This window comes from Kordia periserrulae (assembly GCF_003054265.1).
GTDB lineage: Bacteria > Bacteroidota > Bacteroidia > Flavobacteriales > Flavobacteriaceae > Kordia > Kordia periserrulae.
Map to the genome: position 1 here is coordinate 904,126 of NZ_QBKT01000001.1, position 19,760 is coordinate 923,885.

At 35.9% G+C, this 19,760-nt stretch carries 15 protein-coding genes; 11 read left to right on the forward strand and 4 right to left on the reverse strand.

All coding sequences use genetic code 11. The annotated features are described in order from the left end of the window. Nucleotides 1–128: 128 nt before the first annotated feature. On the reverse strand, nt 129–1,469 hold the full coding sequence (locus tag C8N46_RS03860) for an MATE family efflux transporter (RefSeq protein ID WP_108113521.1): 1,341 nt from the start codon (nt 1,467–1,469) through the stop codon (nt 129–131). Further along, the gene (gene hemH / locus C8N46_RS03865) at nt 1,469–2,512 is read right to left on the reverse strand and encodes a ferrochelatase (RefSeq protein ID WP_108113522.1); all 1,044 of its coding nucleotides are present in this window, start codon (nt 2,510–2,512) and stop codon (nt 1,469–1,471) included. The genes C8N46_RS03860 and hemH overlap by 1 nt, the downstream gene beginning before the upstream one ends. 616 nt (nt 2,513–3,128) lie before the next feature. Between hemH and C8N46_RS03870 the strand changes: the two genes are divergently transcribed. Beyond that, a complete protein-coding gene (locus C8N46_RS03870) occupies nt 3,129–6,578 on the forward strand; it encodes a TraB/GumN family protein (RefSeq protein WP_108113523.1) in 3,450 nt (1,149 codons plus the stop codon). 303 nt (nt 6,579–6,881) lie between these two features. On the opposite strand, the gene C8N46_RS03875 is transcribed toward C8N46_RS03870, so the two are convergent. Continuing rightward, nucleotides 6,882–8,372: an aminotransferase class V-fold PLP-dependent enzyme gene (locus tag C8N46_RS03875; RefSeq protein ID WP_108113524.1), complete on the reverse strand. Its 1,491-nt coding sequence runs from the start codon at nt 8,370–8,372 to the stop codon at nt 6,882–6,884. Between the two features lie 213 nt (nt 8,373–8,585). Further along, entirely contained in the window at nt 8,586–9,473 is an 888-nt protein-coding gene (locus tag C8N46_RS03880) for a helix-turn-helix transcriptional regulator (RefSeq protein ID WP_108113525.1), read from the reverse strand. 203 nt (nt 9,474–9,676) lie between these two features. On the opposite strand from C8N46_RS03880, the gene hemA reads away from it, so the two are divergent. The 10 genes from hemA (at nt 9,677) to C8N46_RS03930 (ending at nt 19,590) form a co-directional block, all read left to right on the forward strand. Continuing rightward, nucleotides 9,677–10,936, forward strand: a complete 1,260-nt coding sequence (hemA, locus tag C8N46_RS03885) for a glutamyl-tRNA reductase (RefSeq protein WP_108113526.1) — start codon at nt 9,677–9,679, stop codon at nt 10,934–10,936. Beyond that, nucleotides 10,933–12,513 (forward strand): hydroxymethylbilane synthase, encoded by a 1,581-nt coding sequence (hemC, locus tag C8N46_RS03890; RefSeq protein ID WP_108113527.1) that lies wholly within the window; start codon nt 10,933–10,935, stop codon nt 12,511–12,513. Before hemA ends, hemC begins: the two co-directional genes overlap by 4 nt. 413 nt (nt 12,514–12,926) lie before the next feature. Further along, nucleotides 12,927–13,952 (forward strand): uroporphyrinogen decarboxylase, encoded by a 1,026-nt coding sequence (gene hemE, locus C8N46_RS03895; protein WP_108113528.1) that lies wholly within the window; start codon nt 12,927–12,929, stop codon nt 13,950–13,952. A 202-nt stretch (nt 13,953–14,154) separates the two neighbouring features. Further along, nucleotides 14,155–15,123 (forward strand): hypothetical protein, encoded by a 969-nt coding sequence (locus tag C8N46_RS03900; RefSeq protein WP_146169720.1) that lies wholly within the window; start codon nt 14,155–14,157, stop codon nt 15,121–15,123. A gap of 46 nt (nt 15,124–15,169) precedes the next feature. Next, nucleotides 15,170–15,694: a GNAT family N-acetyltransferase gene (locus tag C8N46_RS03905; protein WP_108113530.1), complete on the forward strand. Its 525-nt coding sequence runs from the start codon at nt 15,170–15,172 to the stop codon at nt 15,692–15,694. Then, entirely contained in the window at nt 15,691–16,434 is a 744-nt protein-coding gene (locus tag C8N46_RS03910) for an EI24 domain-containing protein (protein WP_108113531.1), read from the forward strand. Before C8N46_RS03905 ends, C8N46_RS03910 begins: the two co-directional genes overlap by 4 nt. A 99-nt stretch (nt 16,435–16,533) precedes the next feature. Further along, complete coding sequence (gene hemF / locus C8N46_RS03915; RefSeq protein ID WP_108113532.1) at nt 16,534–17,436, forward strand: oxygen-dependent coproporphyrinogen oxidase; 903 nt, start codon at nt 16,534–16,536, stop codon at nt 17,434–17,436. Next, nucleotides 17,427–18,224 carry a hypothetical protein gene (locus C8N46_RS03920; RefSeq protein WP_108113533.1) on the forward strand — a complete coding sequence of 266 codons (798 nt, stop codon included), beginning with the start codon at nt 17,427–17,429 and terminating at the stop codon, nt 18,222–18,224. The genes hemF and C8N46_RS03920 overlap by 10 nt, the downstream gene beginning before the upstream one ends. 69 nt (nt 18,225–18,293) lie before the next feature. Further along, complete coding sequence (locus tag C8N46_RS03925; protein ID WP_108113534.1) at nt 18,294–18,725, forward strand: PaaI family thioesterase; 432 nt, start codon at nt 18,294–18,296, stop codon at nt 18,723–18,725. A 142-nt stretch (nt 18,726–18,867) separates the two neighbouring features. Beyond that, entirely contained in the window at nt 18,868–19,590 is a 723-nt protein-coding gene (locus C8N46_RS03930) for an FRG domain-containing protein (protein ID WP_108113535.1), read from the forward strand. The last annotated feature ends 170 nt before the right edge of the window (nt 19,591–19,760 follow it).

Below are 19,760 nucleotides of genomic sequence, written 5' to 3' on the forward strand. Positions count from 1 at the left end.
TTTGGTTTTAGCTACTAAAATACGGATTATTCTTTTATATGTTGTTGTTTGTTCTTCGTGTTTTGTTGATTCGTCGATTTGTTCTTTGACTCTCAATACTCAATACTAATTTCTCACTACTGAAAAAATCACCTTAGCGTTCGCTTTACTTCCCGATTCAAATACCAGCCTGTGACAAGCGTAGCTAATACATCGGCAATAGGAAACGAAACCCAAACGCCAAAGATTCCGAAGTATGTTGGTAAGATAAGAACAAGTGGAATGAGGAAAAATCCTTGTTTGGTTAAGGTTAATAATAAGGCTGGAATGGCTTTTCCAATGGCTTGAAAATAGCCTGCTCCAATCATTTGTACAGCAATGAGTGGTGTAACGAGAAAAACCCAACGTAGCGCATTGGGCGTTTCACGAATAACGGTTTCATCTTTTGTAAATATGAAGGTGATTTGTTCTGGAAATATCATGATGACCGCAAAAATAAGCAATGCTAAACCTGTTCCGTATTTGATAGAAATATTGATACTTTCGCGCACACGCGCCAATTTTTCTGCGCCGTAATTATAGCCTGCAATCGGCAGAAATCCTTGTGAAATTCCCATCACAGGAAATAAGGCAAACATCAACATTCGGCTAATGATACCGTAAATAGTTACCGAAGTTTCGCCACCATAGGCAAATAAGGTATGATTGAGAACGATGGATAGTATACTTACCATTCCTTGTCGCGCCAAGGTGACGCCGCCCAATTCTGTAATTTCTCTCACAATGGCATGTTCCAACTTAAAACAACGCAATTTGATTTTGAGTTCGCTGTATTTTGATATGAAAAACCAGTAAATAAAGAGAAAGCAAATAAAGTACGAAATCGACGTTGCCCAAGCCGCGCCTGCCATGCCCATATCCAACACATTGATAAATAGGTAATCAAAAAAGATGTTTCCAATGGCAGGAAGTATCAAAGCTACCATGGCAAATTTGGGTTTTCCTTCGGCACGTACTACTGGATTTCCCGTCATACACAGTGCTAAAAACGGAATTCCATACATGACAATGACATAGTAGATTTCTGCGGGCGAATAAATGTCTCCATTCGCACCAAAAAGTGCCAAACCTTCTTCTTTAAAGACGAGTCCGACAACCACAAAGAAAACTGCCAAGCCAAGCGACATTACAATCATGTTTCCAAAGGTTCGTTGGGCTTTGTCTTGATCGTCTTTTCCCAACGCTCTGGAAATGATAGAGGCACCACCAACACCAATTGCCATTCCGATAGAAGCAATTAAAAAGGTGAGTGGCACTACAACCGTAATTGCGGCAATTGCCATCGGTCCAATCCATTGTCCCACAAAAATAGTATCTACAACCATGTTGAGCGACATTACCAAGATGCCAATCGATGCTGGAACTGCTTGTGCAATGAGTAGTTTTCCAATAGGTTCTGTACCTAATGCTGCCGATTTGTTGATTGCCATTAGGCAGTGATTTCTTCTTTAGGTTGTGATGTGACGCTCCATTCGTTAATCCAGCGTGTCATGACTTTTACCCAATCATCATCATCGTTTAAGCATGGAATGTGTTGGTATTGTTCTCCGCCAGCTTCTTTGAATTCTTCTTCGCCTTCCATCGCAATTTCTTCGAGTGTCTCTAAACAATCTGCCACAAAGGCTGGTGTAATGACCACTAAATTCTTTTTGCCTTCTTGTGGAAAACGTTCAAATTCTTTGTCCGTGTACGGTTTTAACCAAGGATCGCCTCCTAATCTCGATTGAAAGGAATTGCTAAATGTATCTTTGTCTAATTCTAAATATTCTCCGACCAATTTTGTGGTTTCAAAACATTGATGTCTGTAACAATAGTCGTGCGCTTTTGAAGGTGTATTGCAACAACTTCCATCTATTTTGCAGTGCGATTTGGTAGGATCGCTTTTGCGAATGTGTCGCTCAGGAATTCCGTGATACGAAAACAGAATGTGATCGTAGTCAATGTCTTTGATGTAAGATTTTATTTTTTCTGAAAGTACGCGAATGTAGTCTGGATGCTTGTAAAAAGGTGGCATAATCGTCAATTCCATGTTTGGAAAATGTGCTTGCTGCTCTTCTTTTGTTTTGACAACTACCGTTTCATACGACGACATCGCATAGTGAGGATACAGCGGAACTACCAATACTTCATCGACACCTTTATCGTGCAACTCTTGCAATCCTTTTTGAATGCTCATAGAGCCGTATCGCATTCCTAATGCTACAGGAACTTTGGCACGTGCTTGTATTTTTTCTTGAAAACGCTCTGAAATAATGATTAATGGAGAACCTTCATCCCACCAGATTTTTTGATAGGCTTTTGCCGATTTTTTTGGTCGCGTATTGAGAATAATTCCTTTTACCAAAAACGTTCGCAACCATTTTGGAACGTCAATCACACGTTCGTCCATGAGGAATTCGGCTAAATATCTTTTTACATCTTTCGGATTGGGAGTATCTGGCGAACCAAGATTTATCAGTAATACACCTTTCATCTGTATTGTTATGTTTTTTGTTCTTTTTCTTAAACACAAAAATACGACTCTATCTTCAATTAATACGAAGAGAAGTATAGGAAATCTTTATACGCTCATTTAAAATTAAATCAAAAATAATTTTAGCAAGTCTTTCGAACAATATTCTGAATGTTACTTTAAAATTGAAGTGTATAGTAGAAAAGTTAAGTTTCTTACTTTCGTTTTCTTTGCTCGCCCAAATAAAAGAAACAAAAGAAAAGGCGCTTTTAGTTCGTGAGTTTTCTATTTTAAATAAAGGAACTCATGAATCTTTGATTTCCAGAGGTGTTTTTAGTTTTCTTTAAGGGAAAACTGAAACCGCAATAATTTTTTCGAAACCTCAAATTAACCATGCCCTATTTTGGAATTATGAAATTTGTGTATTTCTCCTTGTTCAATAATTTTAATTCTTTTGCGAAAAAATCATTACTACACTGCGGAAAAGAAAAAATCGCTCTTAGAAATATTCTCTTCACTAATTAGATGCTGTTTTTCACGCATTATGATTCCGTTAACACGATAGAATTTATATCTTTAGTACATTAGTTGACATTTTACCGATAACACGATTACCATTAAATTTTCTACCCTTTTTATGCGATTTTATATTTCTCTTTTATTTCTGTGTTGTTCCACTTTTATAGTTGCGCAAGAAGAAAAACAAAGTCTACTTTGGGAAGTTTCTGGAAACGGCATGGAAAAACCATCCTATTTGTATGGAACGATGCACGTAAGCAAGAAAGTCGCTTTCCGATTGGACGACGTGTTTTTTAAAGCCTTAGAAGCTGCTGAAACGGTGGCTTTGGAGTCTGATCCGACTACGTGGTTGGCGCATAATTATGAGCAAATGTCTGATATGTCACCTAGAGATTATGACTACAATAATTTTTACGACCGAAATTTTAATCCGCAGTTTCCTGAGAAAGAAGCAGTGCGACGTATCATCCGATTTGACAACAGAATTATTAATGGATATTTGTATCGAAAGCAAGCTGGCGCAGACGATTTTGAGGAAGAAACCTACTTAGATATGTTTATTTATCAAGCTGGGAAAAAGAATAACAAACCCATTATCAGCTTAGAAGATATTAAAGAATCACGGTATTTAACATCGCGCGCAGCCTATAATCCCATGAAGAAAAAACCTGATGAATGGGTACAAAAAATGTTTAAAGATCAAAGTCGCTACAAAGTTCAAGAAGATGCGTACCGCGATCGAAATATCGAATTGCTCGATTCTATTGGAGCTGCTGTCAATACCAACTTTTATCGCGAACACATGTTGTACAAACGCAATGAAAATATGGTACGTGTGATGGATTCGCTGATGCAACACAAAACGGTGTTTGCTGGTGTTGGTGCGGCACATTTGGCTGGTGAAAAAGGCATGTTGCAAATGCTGGAAAATCTTGGCTACACTGTAAAACCGCTAACTTCTGAACAAACAGACTATGCACTGAAAGCCAAAGTAGCTTTGGAAGATTTATATATAGCGCCCAAATTAAATACGTATAGCACGCCCGATGGTTTTATTACGATTAAAACTTTTGACGAACTTAGAGAGTTTGTGTATAAAGAACAAAAATTCTACCTCGCACCCGACATGACTAATGGCGCGTATTTGACCATTACACGATTGAATACCTACGATTATTTTCCAAAGAAAAAAGAAAAAGAAGCAATCACCTTAGCAGAAATTGATCCGTTGTTGTATGAAGATATTCCTGGCGATATTATTTCGAAAGAAAACTTTACAAGTCCGTTTCCAGGATTTAGCATTGTGAACAAAACCAAAAAAGGCGATTACCAAAAGTATCATATTTATAAAACGCCGCTGGAAATAATTGTCATCAAATTTGGTGGAAAAAAAGATTTTGTGCTGCAATACGAAGAGGAAATTTTCGAATCAATTCAGTTTCAAAAACCTTCTGACGCATTGAAAACGTACACGTCCGAATATCATAAATACGAGTTTTTGTTTCCAGCCAATTATATTTCTGACAATACTAAAAACGCAGGAAATAAGCTATTGCAAGCGGCTGTAAATGACGAATATTATTTTTTTAAGGAAGCCTTTGTAAGTGACCTTTCGTATATTGAAGAAGATGCGTTTGAAGCTGAGTATATTCACGAGAATTTTTACAAGAAATTAGACCTTGAAAAGCTGCAAGGTGAGTTTGTTGATTTTCGCTATAAAAGTTATGAATCTTCTGCGATTGTGGATTCCATCACACAGAAAAAAATCTATTTAAAAACGGTTGTAAAAGACGAAAGTTATTATTTGCTTGGTTTTATTGGGAATGATGCTCTAAAAGCGAAAACTTATTTTAATTCGTTCAAACTAAAAACACCAAAATACGAGCAATTTAAAACAGTTATTGACACTGCTTTGCATTTTTCTGTATGGACAAATACCAAGCAACCATTGGCGCAACGCTCGTACAAATCGCGATTTAATACGGATAAAAAGCCGTATAATGAGGAGCAAAAATTTTCGACATATACTTCCAAAAGCAATGAACAAATATTTGTAAGCAGAGTTAAATATCACGACTTGCAAATGTTTCACAATATTGATAGCGTATGGAATGGAATGGAACGTTTTTACAAATCGAGGCTTGTGATTGAAGATAAGAAACTTGAGCAAAAAAATGATATGTACATAAGTACGTATATTTTAAAAGACACCGCAAGTGCCAAGCGCATCTACCGAAAAAGCATTTTAAAAAAAGGAGTATTGTATATGTTATCAACGCTGGAAGATTCCATTTCAGAACGTTCGGAATTTGTCAAAAACTTTTATGACACATTTACACCGCAAGATACCTTGCTTGGAAAAGATGTCTTTGCAGATAAAACGGGAATTTTCTTTGATGGTATTAAAAACAACGACAGTATTGTATTGCAATCATACGATAATATCAAATTTTCAGATAAGCATGCAGAAGCCATCATGCATCTTTTAAAAACACATGAATTTCCTGAAGATCGTGAAAACATCAAAAACTACCTGATTACTTCGTTGGGGAAATTGAAAAATCCACGTATTTATCCGTTTATCAAAAATTTGTATGTGGAAGCATACGACAAACCAACAACGCAAACCGCTATTTTAAGAATGCTGTTGCTTCAAGAAAATGAAGCATCTCACAAGCTGATATTGGAGGTACTAAAAAAGGATTTTCCGTTAGAGTCCAAAGCGACTAGCAGACTTTTTAAAGTTGGAAAAAAGAACTTGGAACTCAAAAAAGAATTGTTCCCAGAATTGCTTGAATATTCTAGCATTCAAGAATATAAAACACCGATTTACGAGTTGCTGACACAACTGTGCGATAGCAATTACGTAAAACCAAAAGTGTACAAAAAATATAAACATCAGTTGTTGACTGATGCAAAGATTGAAATAAAGCGAAACTTAGGAAAATCTAACTATTTTAAAGGAAATGATGCTTTAGAACGTTATGTAAAGTTGCTATTTCCGTATCGAAAAGATAAAAATGTAACAGATTTTTACAACAAATTGGTTACAACAGAATCAAGAGCTGCATTGACAACTTATTTTGCTTTGCTAGTTGAACATAAAGAATCCATTCCGCAAGAGTTGAAAGAGAAAACCTTGTACGAAGAAAAAGCATTGGCAACTACCTTGTGGAAACTCGGAAAAAAAGACTTGCTCGGTATGGTGCCCGATTCGTTAAAAACCCAACAACGCTATGCAAAAGCTGGATTGGTAAGTCACTTAGGACTCGATAAAGAAAAAGACACTATTTCGTTTGTAAAAACGATTAAAGTACACAACGAAGATGGAGATATTACGATTTATTTCTTTGAAACTAAAGAAGAAAATCGCTATGGCGAAATGCAAAAATTGCATTATGTCGCTTTTCTTGACAAACCTGAGTTGACAATTGAACCATATTCATTCGACAATTCAAGAGGAAAGCGCATTTACGGGAATGAAATTGACGAAGAACTCTTTGAAGAAGCTGTAGAACGTGTAAAGTATAATAAGCGAAGGCGCATTAGCGGATTGTTACAATTTTAATGATATAGATTTGTTTCGACGTTTATACTGTTTGGAAATAATTGCTAGCGCGAGTTTGAAGCTCGCGCTAGCTTGTTCTAAATTAACGTGAGTTCGACTTAAGAAATCACCATGCAATTCATAATTCACTGATAAATAACTAATTGTCAGTTCGAGCGCAGTCGAGAACAGCTAGGAATTGATAATTTCAAAGGAATCTCGGTAGCTTCGCTCGGTATCTACGATAATGCTCGATTTGACATTGAGCATAATCTATTAGTAATCAGCCACATAATAGAATAGTTATATCGAACTCACGTTAAATTAACTCAATACTTCTTCTTGCGTTACTGCATTTAATTCTTCTATTGTTATGGTATGATTTTTTTGGATGAGACTCGCAATTTTAAGCACTACTGCCGTAATTTGATTAGGTAAATTCATAATATGTGGACAAATGCGCAACGCTTCCGGATGCGGATTGTCACCTTTTCTTTCAGGAATAAACCCAACCGCAAAACGATTCTTTTCGTTTTTTTCTCCATACAAATCATTGTATAATTTTTCATGATTAATCGCGCCGTTTGGTGTTGTGATGCTAAATACCGTCACGCCATTGGAAAACTTTTGAGAAATTGGCGTTATATGCTCAACTTTCACACGAAGTCTTTCCGCCATCAATACTAACTTTTTTCGTAAATCGTCTTGTAAAAATTTAACGCGTTCTTCTATACGTTTTGGATTGCTTCCATTAATTCTATTATGCGTGGCAATGGTTTGCCCCAAAGCATAAATATTGGCTTCGTCGCGTTGTCCAAGCAATTCAAATCGTGAAGTATCATTCGGTATCGTATCGCTAAATCCAATTTTTCCGTCATACGCGTGAATGCTAATGTCAAAATTTTGCGCGCGTTCAGGTTTCATGTAAAAGATGCCTGTTTCAAAAGGTCCCATCAACCATTTGTGCGAACTAGACGCAAAACTGTCACAATCTACACCTTTAACACCATTTTTTTCTTTCAAATTAATTTCCAATCCGCCCCAACTTACTGCGCCATCAATATGAATATGAATTTCTGGATATTCCGCTCGAACTCGTGCTACAATTTCTTTGGAAGGCATGCAAATTCCAGAAATATTGGAAACTTCTGAAAAACTCAGCATCACAATTTTTTCGCTCGATTGTCTAATAGCATCAATAATAACATCGCCGATTTCTTTCGTGATTTCAGCATCTGTACTATTGAAAAAATCAACGTCTTTTAAAGAAAACATCTTTACTTTTTTGGTGGAAGTCGCTCTTAATTTCCACACATTATTATTTGTCGGATGATTTTCGTCCCACAAAAGTACTGCGTTGCCTTCCCAATGTTTATAGCCTTTTGAAAGCTGATTGTTAGCTTCACTTGTATTTCGAACTAAAGCAATATTTTTAACGCCTGATTCCGAAACCGCACCTACATGATAACCAATCACTTTTCGAATGGTTTCTAAAATTTCGGTGTAGCGCTTTTTTCGCGATTGCATAGAAATATCTTCATTAAATTGTAATCGCAACGCGTTGATGCTTCGCAACACAGGAAAAAATGTAGGACATAAATTGGCAGAGTTCATCGGCTCTACTGTAAAGTTTGGCGTAACTCCGTTGTCAAAAAATAACTTTCGTACATCTGCCCAATCTATAGCAGCATCAATGTGTGAAGTTGGTGTAAAATCTTGTTGTAATTGTTGAAATTGTTCGTTGGTAATGAGTGATTTTTGTACTAATGTTTCCAAAAGTCCAAGCATGGTGGTTTGAATGGTGTTTGTTTCCATACGATTGCTATTTAATTGTGTTTCTTACTCGTTATAGGTTTTTCAGATATCACCTTTTCTTAAACACAAATTTGGACAGAAATAGCACGCCAAAACAGACCAGGACTACGGAAAATACCATTGCGGATAGTACGCAAAAGTACCGTATTTATACGCTAGCGCGAGTGTACAAACTCGCGCTAGTATTTTAGTAATGTAAAAATAAAACGTGTACTAACCAGCACTCGATAAAATATACTTTTTGGGCGTAGTTCCGTACTTCTTTTTAAACGCAGAAATAAAATGACTTGCCGTGCTGTAACCTACTTTTAGTCCGACTTCGTTTACGTTGTAACTTCCGGTTTCTAACAACTTACGCGCGTATTCCATTTTATAATCAAACAAAAAGCTAAAGACAGAATCGCCGTAAATTTGCTTAAAGCCTTCTTTCAACTTCTTAATATTCAGTCCGACTTCATTAGCGAGTTCTTGTAAACTTGGCGGTTCTGCCATGTTTGCAATCACAATATCTTTTGCACGACGAATTTTTAATACGTTTTCTTCATCTACCAAAAACGGACATTGCTCAATATCGGCGTCTTCACTTCTATTAAAATACAAGCTCAGCAATTCGTACGCTTTGCCTTTTAAATATAATTTTTTGATGGACGGATGCATGTTATTATTCAACATCTGATTGAGCACAACCGCCATAATCGGCGTTATTTTCTTATTGTCGTAATACTTTTTGTCTTTCTTATCCGCGTCTAAAAAGTGAATATAATTGGCTTCTGTAGAAAATAACGAGTGAAATTTTTTAATCGGTAACAACACCGAAATCAACCACGTTTTCGGACTTAAATCTACATTGATTGGCAAGTCTGTTTGCGGATTATACAGCAATAGCGCATGCTCGTCCAGCACGTTAAACGAATACCGCCCATTATTAAAATTAAACTTACATTCGCCCTTCACACAAAAATGAAATTGAATAAAACTACTATCAATTTCACGTATCAATTGTTGGGTTTCATCACTATCATTTTGAAGCTTTAAAATGTAAAAACCATCTTCAACCTGAGTTTCTTTTAAAGTACTTTGAGCGTTATTTTTTTCTTCCATAAGTAGAAATACCTGTTTTTATCTTATTTAGAACGATTCTATGTTAGATAGCCTAAAAAGCCTTATTTTGCAGTAAAATTACAACATTCTAGATGTTTTTCAGAAGAATCACATCTAAAAAACTTATAACGACATAAAAAGTCCTTTGAGCGTTATTTTTATTTCACTTTGAATAATATTTTTGTTATCGATTTTGAATCCTCATGAAGCAATACAATATTTCAAAACATAATTCTTTCTACTGTGTAGGTCTTAGCTATCAAAAAGCTGAGGCGCATATTCGAGGTAAATTTAGTTTGACCGATACTGCACAAGCTTCCATTCTTGAAACGACAAAAGTACAACATATTGGTGATGGCGCGTTGATTATTTCTACGTGTAATAGAACAGAAATTTATGGTTTTGCTTCACATCCATGTCAATTTATCAAATTATTATGTGATTACTCGAACGGAACAGCCGAAGAGTTTGAAAAAGTAGCGTATATCTACAAAAACAAAGACGCTATCAATCACATGTTTTCTGTTGGAAGTGGTTTGGATAGTCAAATTTTAGGTGATTTTGAAATCATTTCGCAACTTAAAAAAGGATTCAAAGCGTCGCAAAAAGTTGGATTGATTAACGGTTTTATGGAGCGTTTGGTCAATGCGGTCATTACTGCGAGCAAGCGTATCAAAAACGAAACTGAAATCTCTTCTGGCGCGACATCCGTAGCGTTTGCTTCGGTACAGTACATTTTAAGAAATGTTGAAAATATCTCTGAAAAGAACATTCTCCTTTTCGGAACTGGGAAAATTGGTCGCAATACCTGTGAAAATTTGGTAAAACATACCAAAAACAATCACATTACACTCATTAATAGAACCAAAGACAAAGCTGAAAAAATTGCAGGTAAGTTTAACCTAACCGTAAAAGATTACGCAGCACTTTCTGAAGAAATCCAAAAAGCAGATGTATTAATTGTGGCTACAGGCGCACATCGCCCAACAGTTTCTAAAGAAGACATTTTAACAAATAAAGAACTCTTAATTTTAGATTTATCGATTCCTGAAAATGTATCACGTAATGTAACGGAATTGGAAAATGTAAATTTAGTTCATTTAGATGCATTATCGCAAATTACCGATGAAACTTTAGAGCGTAGAAAAGCAGATGTTCCCAAAGCAGAAGCTATTATTGCTGAAGTAAAATCTGAGTTCAATTCGTGGCTAGAAACGCGTAAGTTTGCACCAACTATCAAAGCGTTAAAACAAAAATTAACGGCAATCAAAAATGCTGAACTCGATTTCCAACGCAAAAAAATTAATGATTTTGACGAATCACAAGCGGAAATCATCAGCAATAGAATCATTCAAAAAATAACTACACAATTTGCCAATCATCTCAAAGATGATAATACAACTTCAGAAGAAAGTGTAGCCTTGATACAAAAAGTATTTCAATTGGAAAATAACTCGCTATGAGTACACATATCAGAATCGGGACTAGAGATAGTGAACTCGCATTGTGGCAAGCCAAAGTCGTACAAGAACAACTCGAATTTTTAGGACACACCACCGAATTGGTGCCTGTAAAATCTACAGGAGACTTAGTATTAGACAAACCTTTATACGAACTCGGAATTACAGGAATTTTCACGCGAACGCTTGATATTGCCATGTTGAATGGCGACATTGATATTGCGGTGCATTCCTTGAAAGATGTGCCTACAATCTTGCCAAAAGGCATCGTGCAAGCTGCCGTTTTAAAACGTGGAAATGTGCGTGATACGTTGGTTTTTAAAAAGAACGAAGAATTTTTATCACAACGCAACGCCGTCATTGCCACAGGAAGCTTACGCCGAAAAGCACAATGGCTCAACCGATATCCAACACACACGATTGAAGATTTACGTGGAAATGTCAATACACGTTTGCAGAAATTAGAAGATAACGAGCATTGGAATGGCGCTATTTTCGCTGCTGCGGGAATTGGACGTATTGGATTACGACCAGAAAACTCCGTGAATCTCGATTGGATGATTCCAGCACCAGCACAAGGCGCGATTATGATTACGGCATTGGAAGCCAATACGGAAGTGCGTGATATCTGTGCGGAAATCAATCATGAAGAAACAGAAATCTGTACGTCGATTGAACGTAAATTTCTCAATTTGTTAGAAGGTGGTTGTACCGCTCCCATTGGCGCTATTGCGTATATCAAAGATGATATTGTAACGCTTGAAGGTGTATTGCTAAGTACCGACGGCACGAAGCGAATTTATGTAACCCGCTATGAAAAAGTCGGTGAACATCACGAATTGGCAAAATACTGTTCGGACTACATCATTGAACGTGGTGGAAAACGTTTGATGGACGACATCAAGAATTCAGGGAAGAAAATCAATGTGTATTCTACCAAATTATTGACCGAAGCGCAACGACAATTATTTGCTGACGGAATTGTTACCGAAAGCAGCGATTTCATCAAAATCAGCACGAATAGAATCAAGCCGCAAGTAGTTCAGAAACCAATTAAAAATGTCATCATCACTAGTAAAAATGCAGTAGAAGCGTTGGTTCAAAACTTTCCGGCTTCCAAATTGCAATTTGAAAATATTTACTGTGTTGGGCGCAGAACAAAAAAGCTCATTGAGCAAAAAATTGGTCCTGTAAAAAAATCGGCACGAAACGCTAAGCAACTCGCCGACTATTTAGTGGAATATATAGAAGGTACAACAGCAACGTATTTTTGTAGCGACATTCGTTTGGATGAATTGCCAAAATTTTTACAAGAAAACCATATAGAAGTCACCGAAGTACACGCATACAAAACCATAAAAGACGCTGAAAAATTGCAAGACGGCATTGAAGGCGTGATGTTTTACAGTCCGTCTACCGTTCAAAGTTATTTGTCTGCCAACAAAGCAAAAGGTATTGCATATTGCATAGGAGAAACCACTGCCAAAGAAGCCAAAAAACACTTTGAAGATGTCCGTGTCGCAAAAATGCCAACAGTAGAAAGTGTGATTGAGTTAGTGAATGCGCAGTATGCGCGTTAGGTGTTGAGTATTAGGTATTAGTAAGGACACTAGAATCTTTGCTAAATCATACGTCACTTCGAGTGATTTTTCGTAGAAAAATAGTATCGAGAAGTGCTTTGAAATAAAAATGTAGATGTGAGTATTGAGATTTTTGTCCATACGTAAATGGATTCCTGCCTGCGCAGGAATGACAGGAAATCATCTAAATTCTCAATACTAACAAAAAGTAAAACGTCACTTCGAGTGATTTTTCATAGAAAAATAGTATCGAGAAGTGCTTTGAAATAACTAATTTGAAATAAAAATATATAGATTCCTGCCTACATTTCGATGTAGCTCAATGCAAGAGCAGGAATGACAACTGAAATGTTGGTAGCGAACTGAGAAAAATCTAAATTCTCAATACTAACATCTCACTACTAATAAAAAAAATGATAAAAAACGACCTATTCTTAAGAGCATTAAAAGGCGAAACGGTGGAACGTCCACCTGTTTGGATGATGCGTCAAGCGGGAAGATATTTGCCTGAATTTATGGAAATTAAACGCAAGTACGATTTCTTTACACGTTGTCAAACACCTGAATTGGCAAGTGAAATTACCGTGCAACCTATTCGTCGTTACGGAATGGATGCGGCAATTTTATTTTCAGATATTTTAGTGATTCCGCAAGCGATGAACATCGAAGTGCAAATGAAGCCAAATTTTGGACCGTATTTGCCAAATCCTGTTCGAACGCAACAAGATGTAGACAATGTTATTGTGCCTGATGTCACCGTGGAACTGGACTATGTGTACAAAGCGATCAAAGCCACGAAAGAATTACTCAATGACGAAATTCCATTGATTGGTTTTGCAGGTTCGCCGTGGACAATTTTGTGTTATTGTGTACAAGGTCAAGGCAGTAAAAACTTTGACAAAGCCAAAAAATTCTGCTTTACCAATCCTGTTGCGGCACACATGTTATTGCAAAAAATTACCAATACGACGATTGCGTATTTAAAAGAAAAAGTAAAAGCAGGCGTAAATGCAGTACAAGTATTTGATTCTTGGGGCGGCATGTTATCGCCTACGGATTACAAAGAATTTTCATGGCAGTATATCAATCAAATTATTGAAGCGCTAAAAGACGATGCGCCTGTCATTGCATACGGAAAAGGGTGTTGGTTTGCACTACAAGACATGGCACAATCAAACGCCGCGGCTTTAGGTGTTGACTGGACGTGTTCGGCTCGTAATGCACGTTATTTAACTGGCGGAAACATTACGTTGCAAGGAAACTTTGATCCAACACGTTTATATTCGTCACCTGTAAAAATTAAAAAAATGGTGCATCAAATGATAAACGAGTTTGGGAAAGACAAATACATTGTCAATCTCGGGCACGGAATTTTGCCTGATATTCCACTAGACAATGCCAAAGCCTTTATTGATGCAGTAAAAGAATATAAAGCATAATTTACGTCATGCTGAACTTGATTCAGCATCTCACGAGGAGTTCCAACAAAGTCTCCACCCATAACACAAAGTTTCAAAACAATATATCATAAAACAGAAATCCGTTGCTTTTGTAGCTAACGGATTTTTGGTTTTTAAAGCTAATAGACAACTAATCAAAAAGTTTTCCGTTTATGATATTATGAAAAACTATCTCTTTCTTTTGATAGCAATCCTGTTTTATTTAACCGGATTTGCACAGTACAGTACCACAACTCTTCAGACAGATTCCACAAAAGTAGAAATAACAAAAAACTCCGAATACAGAATTTGGGAAGAAACATATCTCCATAAAGATTCTATTTTTTATAGCGTTCGGTATATAAAAGACACTACTAAAATCCATACAGAAGGTTGGTTTCGAAAAAATGAACAATACATGGGAAAATGGTCTAAGTACAAAATAGATGGAACTTGGTTATATACGATTGACTATGACAAACACACTTGGAAATACAACAAAAAAGAATTCAAATATCAACCACTCAAAGACCAAATAAAAACCAAAGCAGACACCATTTTACTGAACATTTTTGGAAAAGAATTTTTTGACAATAATATCGTTTTCAATTTTGACGGAAGCACATCCTTTAATCGATTGAAAACGTGCAAAAAAGGCACATATTGGATGCAAGACCCATATTTAGGAAGTTGGATAGAACCTATACACCAAAAACCAAATACATTCTCAATAAGTTACGATGTCAAATTATCTGATCATGAGTTGTATAACGATTTGATTTTTTTAGAATTAGATTCTGTTGGAAAGCTAAAGGAAAAATCGTTAATTCTTACTAAAATAAATCACGCACAAAAAGGAAAATTCACTATCACTAAAGAAAAAGCTATTGAAATTTGCAAACAAAACACACTTAAAAAATCAAACAGGGAGTATAAAACTTATTTAAAATTTGGCCACAGAGCGAACACACCTTACACAGGAACATTTTTTTATGAAGTTGTACAACAATATGAAGAAGTAAAAGATGAAAATGAAATCATACGATTTTTCAATATTTGGCGCTTCAATCCTTGGTCAACGAAGTTACTCTCTAAAAAGCAAATGAAAAAAGAATACCGATTATACGATGGATGTTTGACAAGTAGTAATTTCATTGAAGTAAAAGAATAAAAAACAGATTTTTTATGGCTTCTAATTTTATACTACATTTACAACAATGCAAACACCATTTTCCATAGCACTTTTAGAATCCACAGACAAAATTCCTCTTTTTGAGTTGATTCAAGCAAATGCTACACGCTTGCATCAATACTTTCCTATCACGGCAAAACAAAATTGCTCTTTAACAGCTACGGAATATTACATTCAAACCAAAATTCGCGAAGCCAATAACAAAGAAAATTTTACCTTTAAAATTGTTGAAAGTATCACACAATTGCCTATTGGATTGCTCATTATCAAGAAAATAAATTGGCAAACCAAAACTTGTGAATTGGCATATTTTGTTGATGGGAATTACGAAGGAAAAGGCATTATCTCCGCTGGAATTTCACAACTCATCACCTACGCAAAAGAAACGCTGCAATTGCAATCTGCCTGTGTGCGTATTGGAGAAGACAACCCAGGAAGCTTGCGTATTGCAGAAAAGCATAACTTTGTACTCACCAAACGCATTAAAAACGAACATACAGATTTTCACGGAAATGTAATGGACGTTTTACATTTTGAACGCATATTATGATAAACGAAATACTAAAAGGAATTCAAGACTATTTTTCAGCCTACCGATTGCTGAACGAACTCAACTTATGGAAGTACTTTAGAATTCCGATTGTGGTGAGTTTTATTTTGGGAATCGTTATCATCTTCGCTTCTTGGGGTTTTTCGGATGATATTGGCGGTTACATTTCGAGTGTTTGGCCATTTTCATGGGGAAAAGAAACAGCAACGGCTATCAGTAATTTTATTGGTGGATTGATTGTATTTGCCTTCGGATTGGTCATTTTTAAACACGCATTGATGATAATTGTGGCGCCATTTATGAGTCCAATTTCTGAAAAAATAGAGCGTCATATATACGGAATTGTAAAAAAATCAGGCACAGGTTTTAGAGCACAAACCTCAGCATTTGCCCGCGGAATTCAAATTGGTGTGCGCAATGCAGCAATTGAAATTCTTTGGATTATTCCGTTTTTCGTATTCAGTTTTATTCCTGTAATTGGGATTGTATTTCTTGCGCTCATTTTCTTAGTACAAGCCTACTACGCCGGATTTGGAAACATGGATTATACCTTAGAACGCTATTTTCCATACAAAAGAAGTGTGGAATACGTACGCGCGCATCGCGGAATCGCCATTGGAAACGGAATTGTATTTATGCTCATTCTGTTGATTCCTGTTGTTGGAATTCTCATCGTACTGCCGCTTTCTGTCGTAGCAGCAACTATCACAACCTTGCGAGAATTGCATACAAAAAAGTAGTTTTCTATTACGTTTTTGTTTTTAGCAATAGAATACGTTTGTAATATAAAAAGTATCTTTGTGATGCTTCTAAGTCGGGCTGATTTTTAATTTATACACATGAAAGACCAATTCCTAAACTACATACATCAACTACAAGATTCCATCACCTCAACACTCGAAAAAATTGACGGAAAAGCAACCTTCCAAGAAGATTTATGGGAACGTCCCGAAGGCGGCGGAGGACGTACACGCGTGATTGAAAACGGAGCAATTTTTGAAAAAGGTGGCGTTAATATTTCTGCAGTGCATGGCGAATTACCAGAAGCCTTGCGTACAAATTTTAAAGTAGAACAAGGTGATTTTTTTGCGTGTGGATTGAGTTTGGTATTGCATCCTAAAAATCCGTTCATTCCTACGGTACATGCCAATTGGCGCTATTTTGAAATGTATGACGAAACGGGAACTATTGTGACCCAATGGTTTGGTGGCGGACAAGATTTAACGCCGTATTATCTCTTTGAAGAAGATGCCATTCACTTTCATACAGTTTGCAAAGAAGCCTGCGATAAACATCATCCTAAATTCTATCCAACATACAAAGAAACTTGCGACAAGTATTTTTGGAATACACACCGAAACGAAGCGCGCGGCGTGGGCGGATTGTTCTTTGATTATTTAAAAGAAACGGACGAATTCACCATGCAAGACCGTTACAATTTCGTCACAGAAGTCGGAAACAGCTTTCTAAACTCATACGTTCCAATTGTAGAACGCCGAAAAGATATGGAATACACACAAGCGCACAAAGATTGGCAAGAAGTACGCCGCGGACGTTATGTAGAATTCAACTTGGTACACGACAGAGGAACCTTGTTTGGACTCAAAACGAACGGACGTATTGAAAGTATTTTGATGAGTTTACCACCAACCGTACAATGGAAATACAATCATCATCCTGAAAAGGGAAGTCACGAAGCCAAATTGATTGACGTATTGCAAAAACCAAAAGCATGGGTGTAGATATAACTGTTTTGTATGTAGCGGTTGCAGTAATTTGCAACCTATTCTTATCAAATATTCTATATTCCATTTATGCCAAGGTATTCGGAATGCGATTGGAATCATTTGAAATTTCTACAAAAATTTTCGGAAAGCATCTCATGTATTTTAAACGAAGTAATATTCGATATATTTTAGGATATCTTCCAGTAAATGCTTCCGTCAGAATCGCTGGAATGTCTAAAGATGAACTCGAATTTGAAAATCGTGAAATAGAAGACGATATGTATCTTGGAAAACCCATTTCGTCAAGAATTATGTTTAGAATTCTTCCAATTATTACAACCATTATTTTAGTTTTCGTCTGTATGGTGTTTATCAATCTTGATAATACATTCATAGATAACTTTCACATTGCAAAAACGGCGGTGTTAAATATGTATGACTATCTTTCTGAAAACATCAATGCGGAAATCTCAATCGCTACATGGAATTCGTTGACTAAAATTCATAACGAGTTTTTTATCATACTCATGATGTTGCTGTTGATGAATGTTATTTTTGCTATTACAACGCCCATTGTAATTTTTCTAATTCAAAATCCTAAAACTTATCATGTCATAATCACCTTTGTATTACAGGTGTTAATCTATGGTTACATTTTATATAAATTGGGAATATTATTTACGAATTTGCACACATTTTCAGAAGGTTTTATGGCTCTAGTTGTATTTTTTGGCACAACATATATTATTTCTTATGTGTTATTTTTAGGAATAAAGTACTTTCCGCAAAATCAGTATTTTTAATCGATGTTTTTGTTGAATGCTTCAGCTTGTAGAATAACACACCCACAAAAAATTTACTACTTTTAAACCATGGAACAATACCGAAAACTCGAACGCATGTATCTATCTGCCAACATGAATACGCAGATTTATCACACGACCGAAATCACCATTGCTGACGAAACCGCTACCATTTCTATGACGATTAATCCAAAATATTTTCATGCGTTGGGCGCCATTCACGGTTCGGTGTATTTTAAATTGTTGGACGATGCAGCATTTTTTGCGGTGAATTCGGTAGTAAAAGATGCGTTTGTCTTAACGACTTCGTTCAATATCAACATTACGCGACCAATTAGCAAAGGAAAAATTACCGCAACGGGAAAAGTTAAATTCAAATCACGCAATTTGTTTGTGGCAGAAAGTACTTTGGTCGATGAAAAAGGACGTGAAATTGCCTTCGGAACCGGAAATTTTGCCAAAAGTAAAGTCGCGCTTAGTGAAGACATTGGATATCAATAATCTAATACTTTTTTTTGTAATCAAAGTATTAGATTTTCTTTTTAGTAAGAAAATTTACTTTTTATTCGTAGTTGAATTATATTTGTTATAAACAAAAAGAATTACAATATTATAATTTAAGTTTTAGCAATAGACTAGAAATATGGGAACATGGTACGATTTTTTTGAAGAGATAAAGAATATTAAAAGTGAGTTTGAAAATCCAGAAACTCTTTGGTATCGTGGTCATAGTTCAAGTAGATTTGAACTAAAACCATCTCTTCTAAGATTTAAAAATGGAGTAGACCGTGAACAATTTTTATTTCAAAGATTTAAAGACTACTCTGCAAAAATTTTTAGAAAAAATGCTACCGATTGGGAAACTTTATTTGATATGCAACATTATGGAGTACCTACACGCCTTTTAGATTGGAGTGAATCACCTGGCGTATCTATTTTCTTTGCTGTTTCCAATCAATTTCATCATGATGAAGATGGATGTTTTTATATTTTAGACCCTATTGCCTTGAATAGTAAAAGTGGACAATCTAATATTAAAATACTTTCGGACGATAAAGATTTTAAGTATCAATCAATATATTGGGAAAAGAAACCTTTCAGCGCTGCTACGCCTATTGCTATTGGACCTCATTTCAGAAATGACAGAATATATGCACAAAAAGGAAGGTTTACTATACATGGTGAGGTTAATGATCCTTTAGATATTCAATGTCCAGATGTAGTTAGAAAAATTATTATCCCAAAGGAAATTAAAGGAAGTTTGAATGAGTTTTTACAAATATCAAATATTAATGCTTTGACTATTTTCCCTGACATGCATGGAATAGCTGAGTACATCAAGCTAATTTCTGACCTTGAATATTAAGCTTCTTATATTTTCACTTGATAAATTAATTTATCTAAAAATGATTATAATTAATAGGTTTAATTAAAAGATGTTCGAAGGTCAATTATTGAAAGCCCCACAATTTTTCTAATAATACTACCTGCCCCCATAAGCAAAGGAAAAATTACCGTAACAGGAAAGGTTAAATT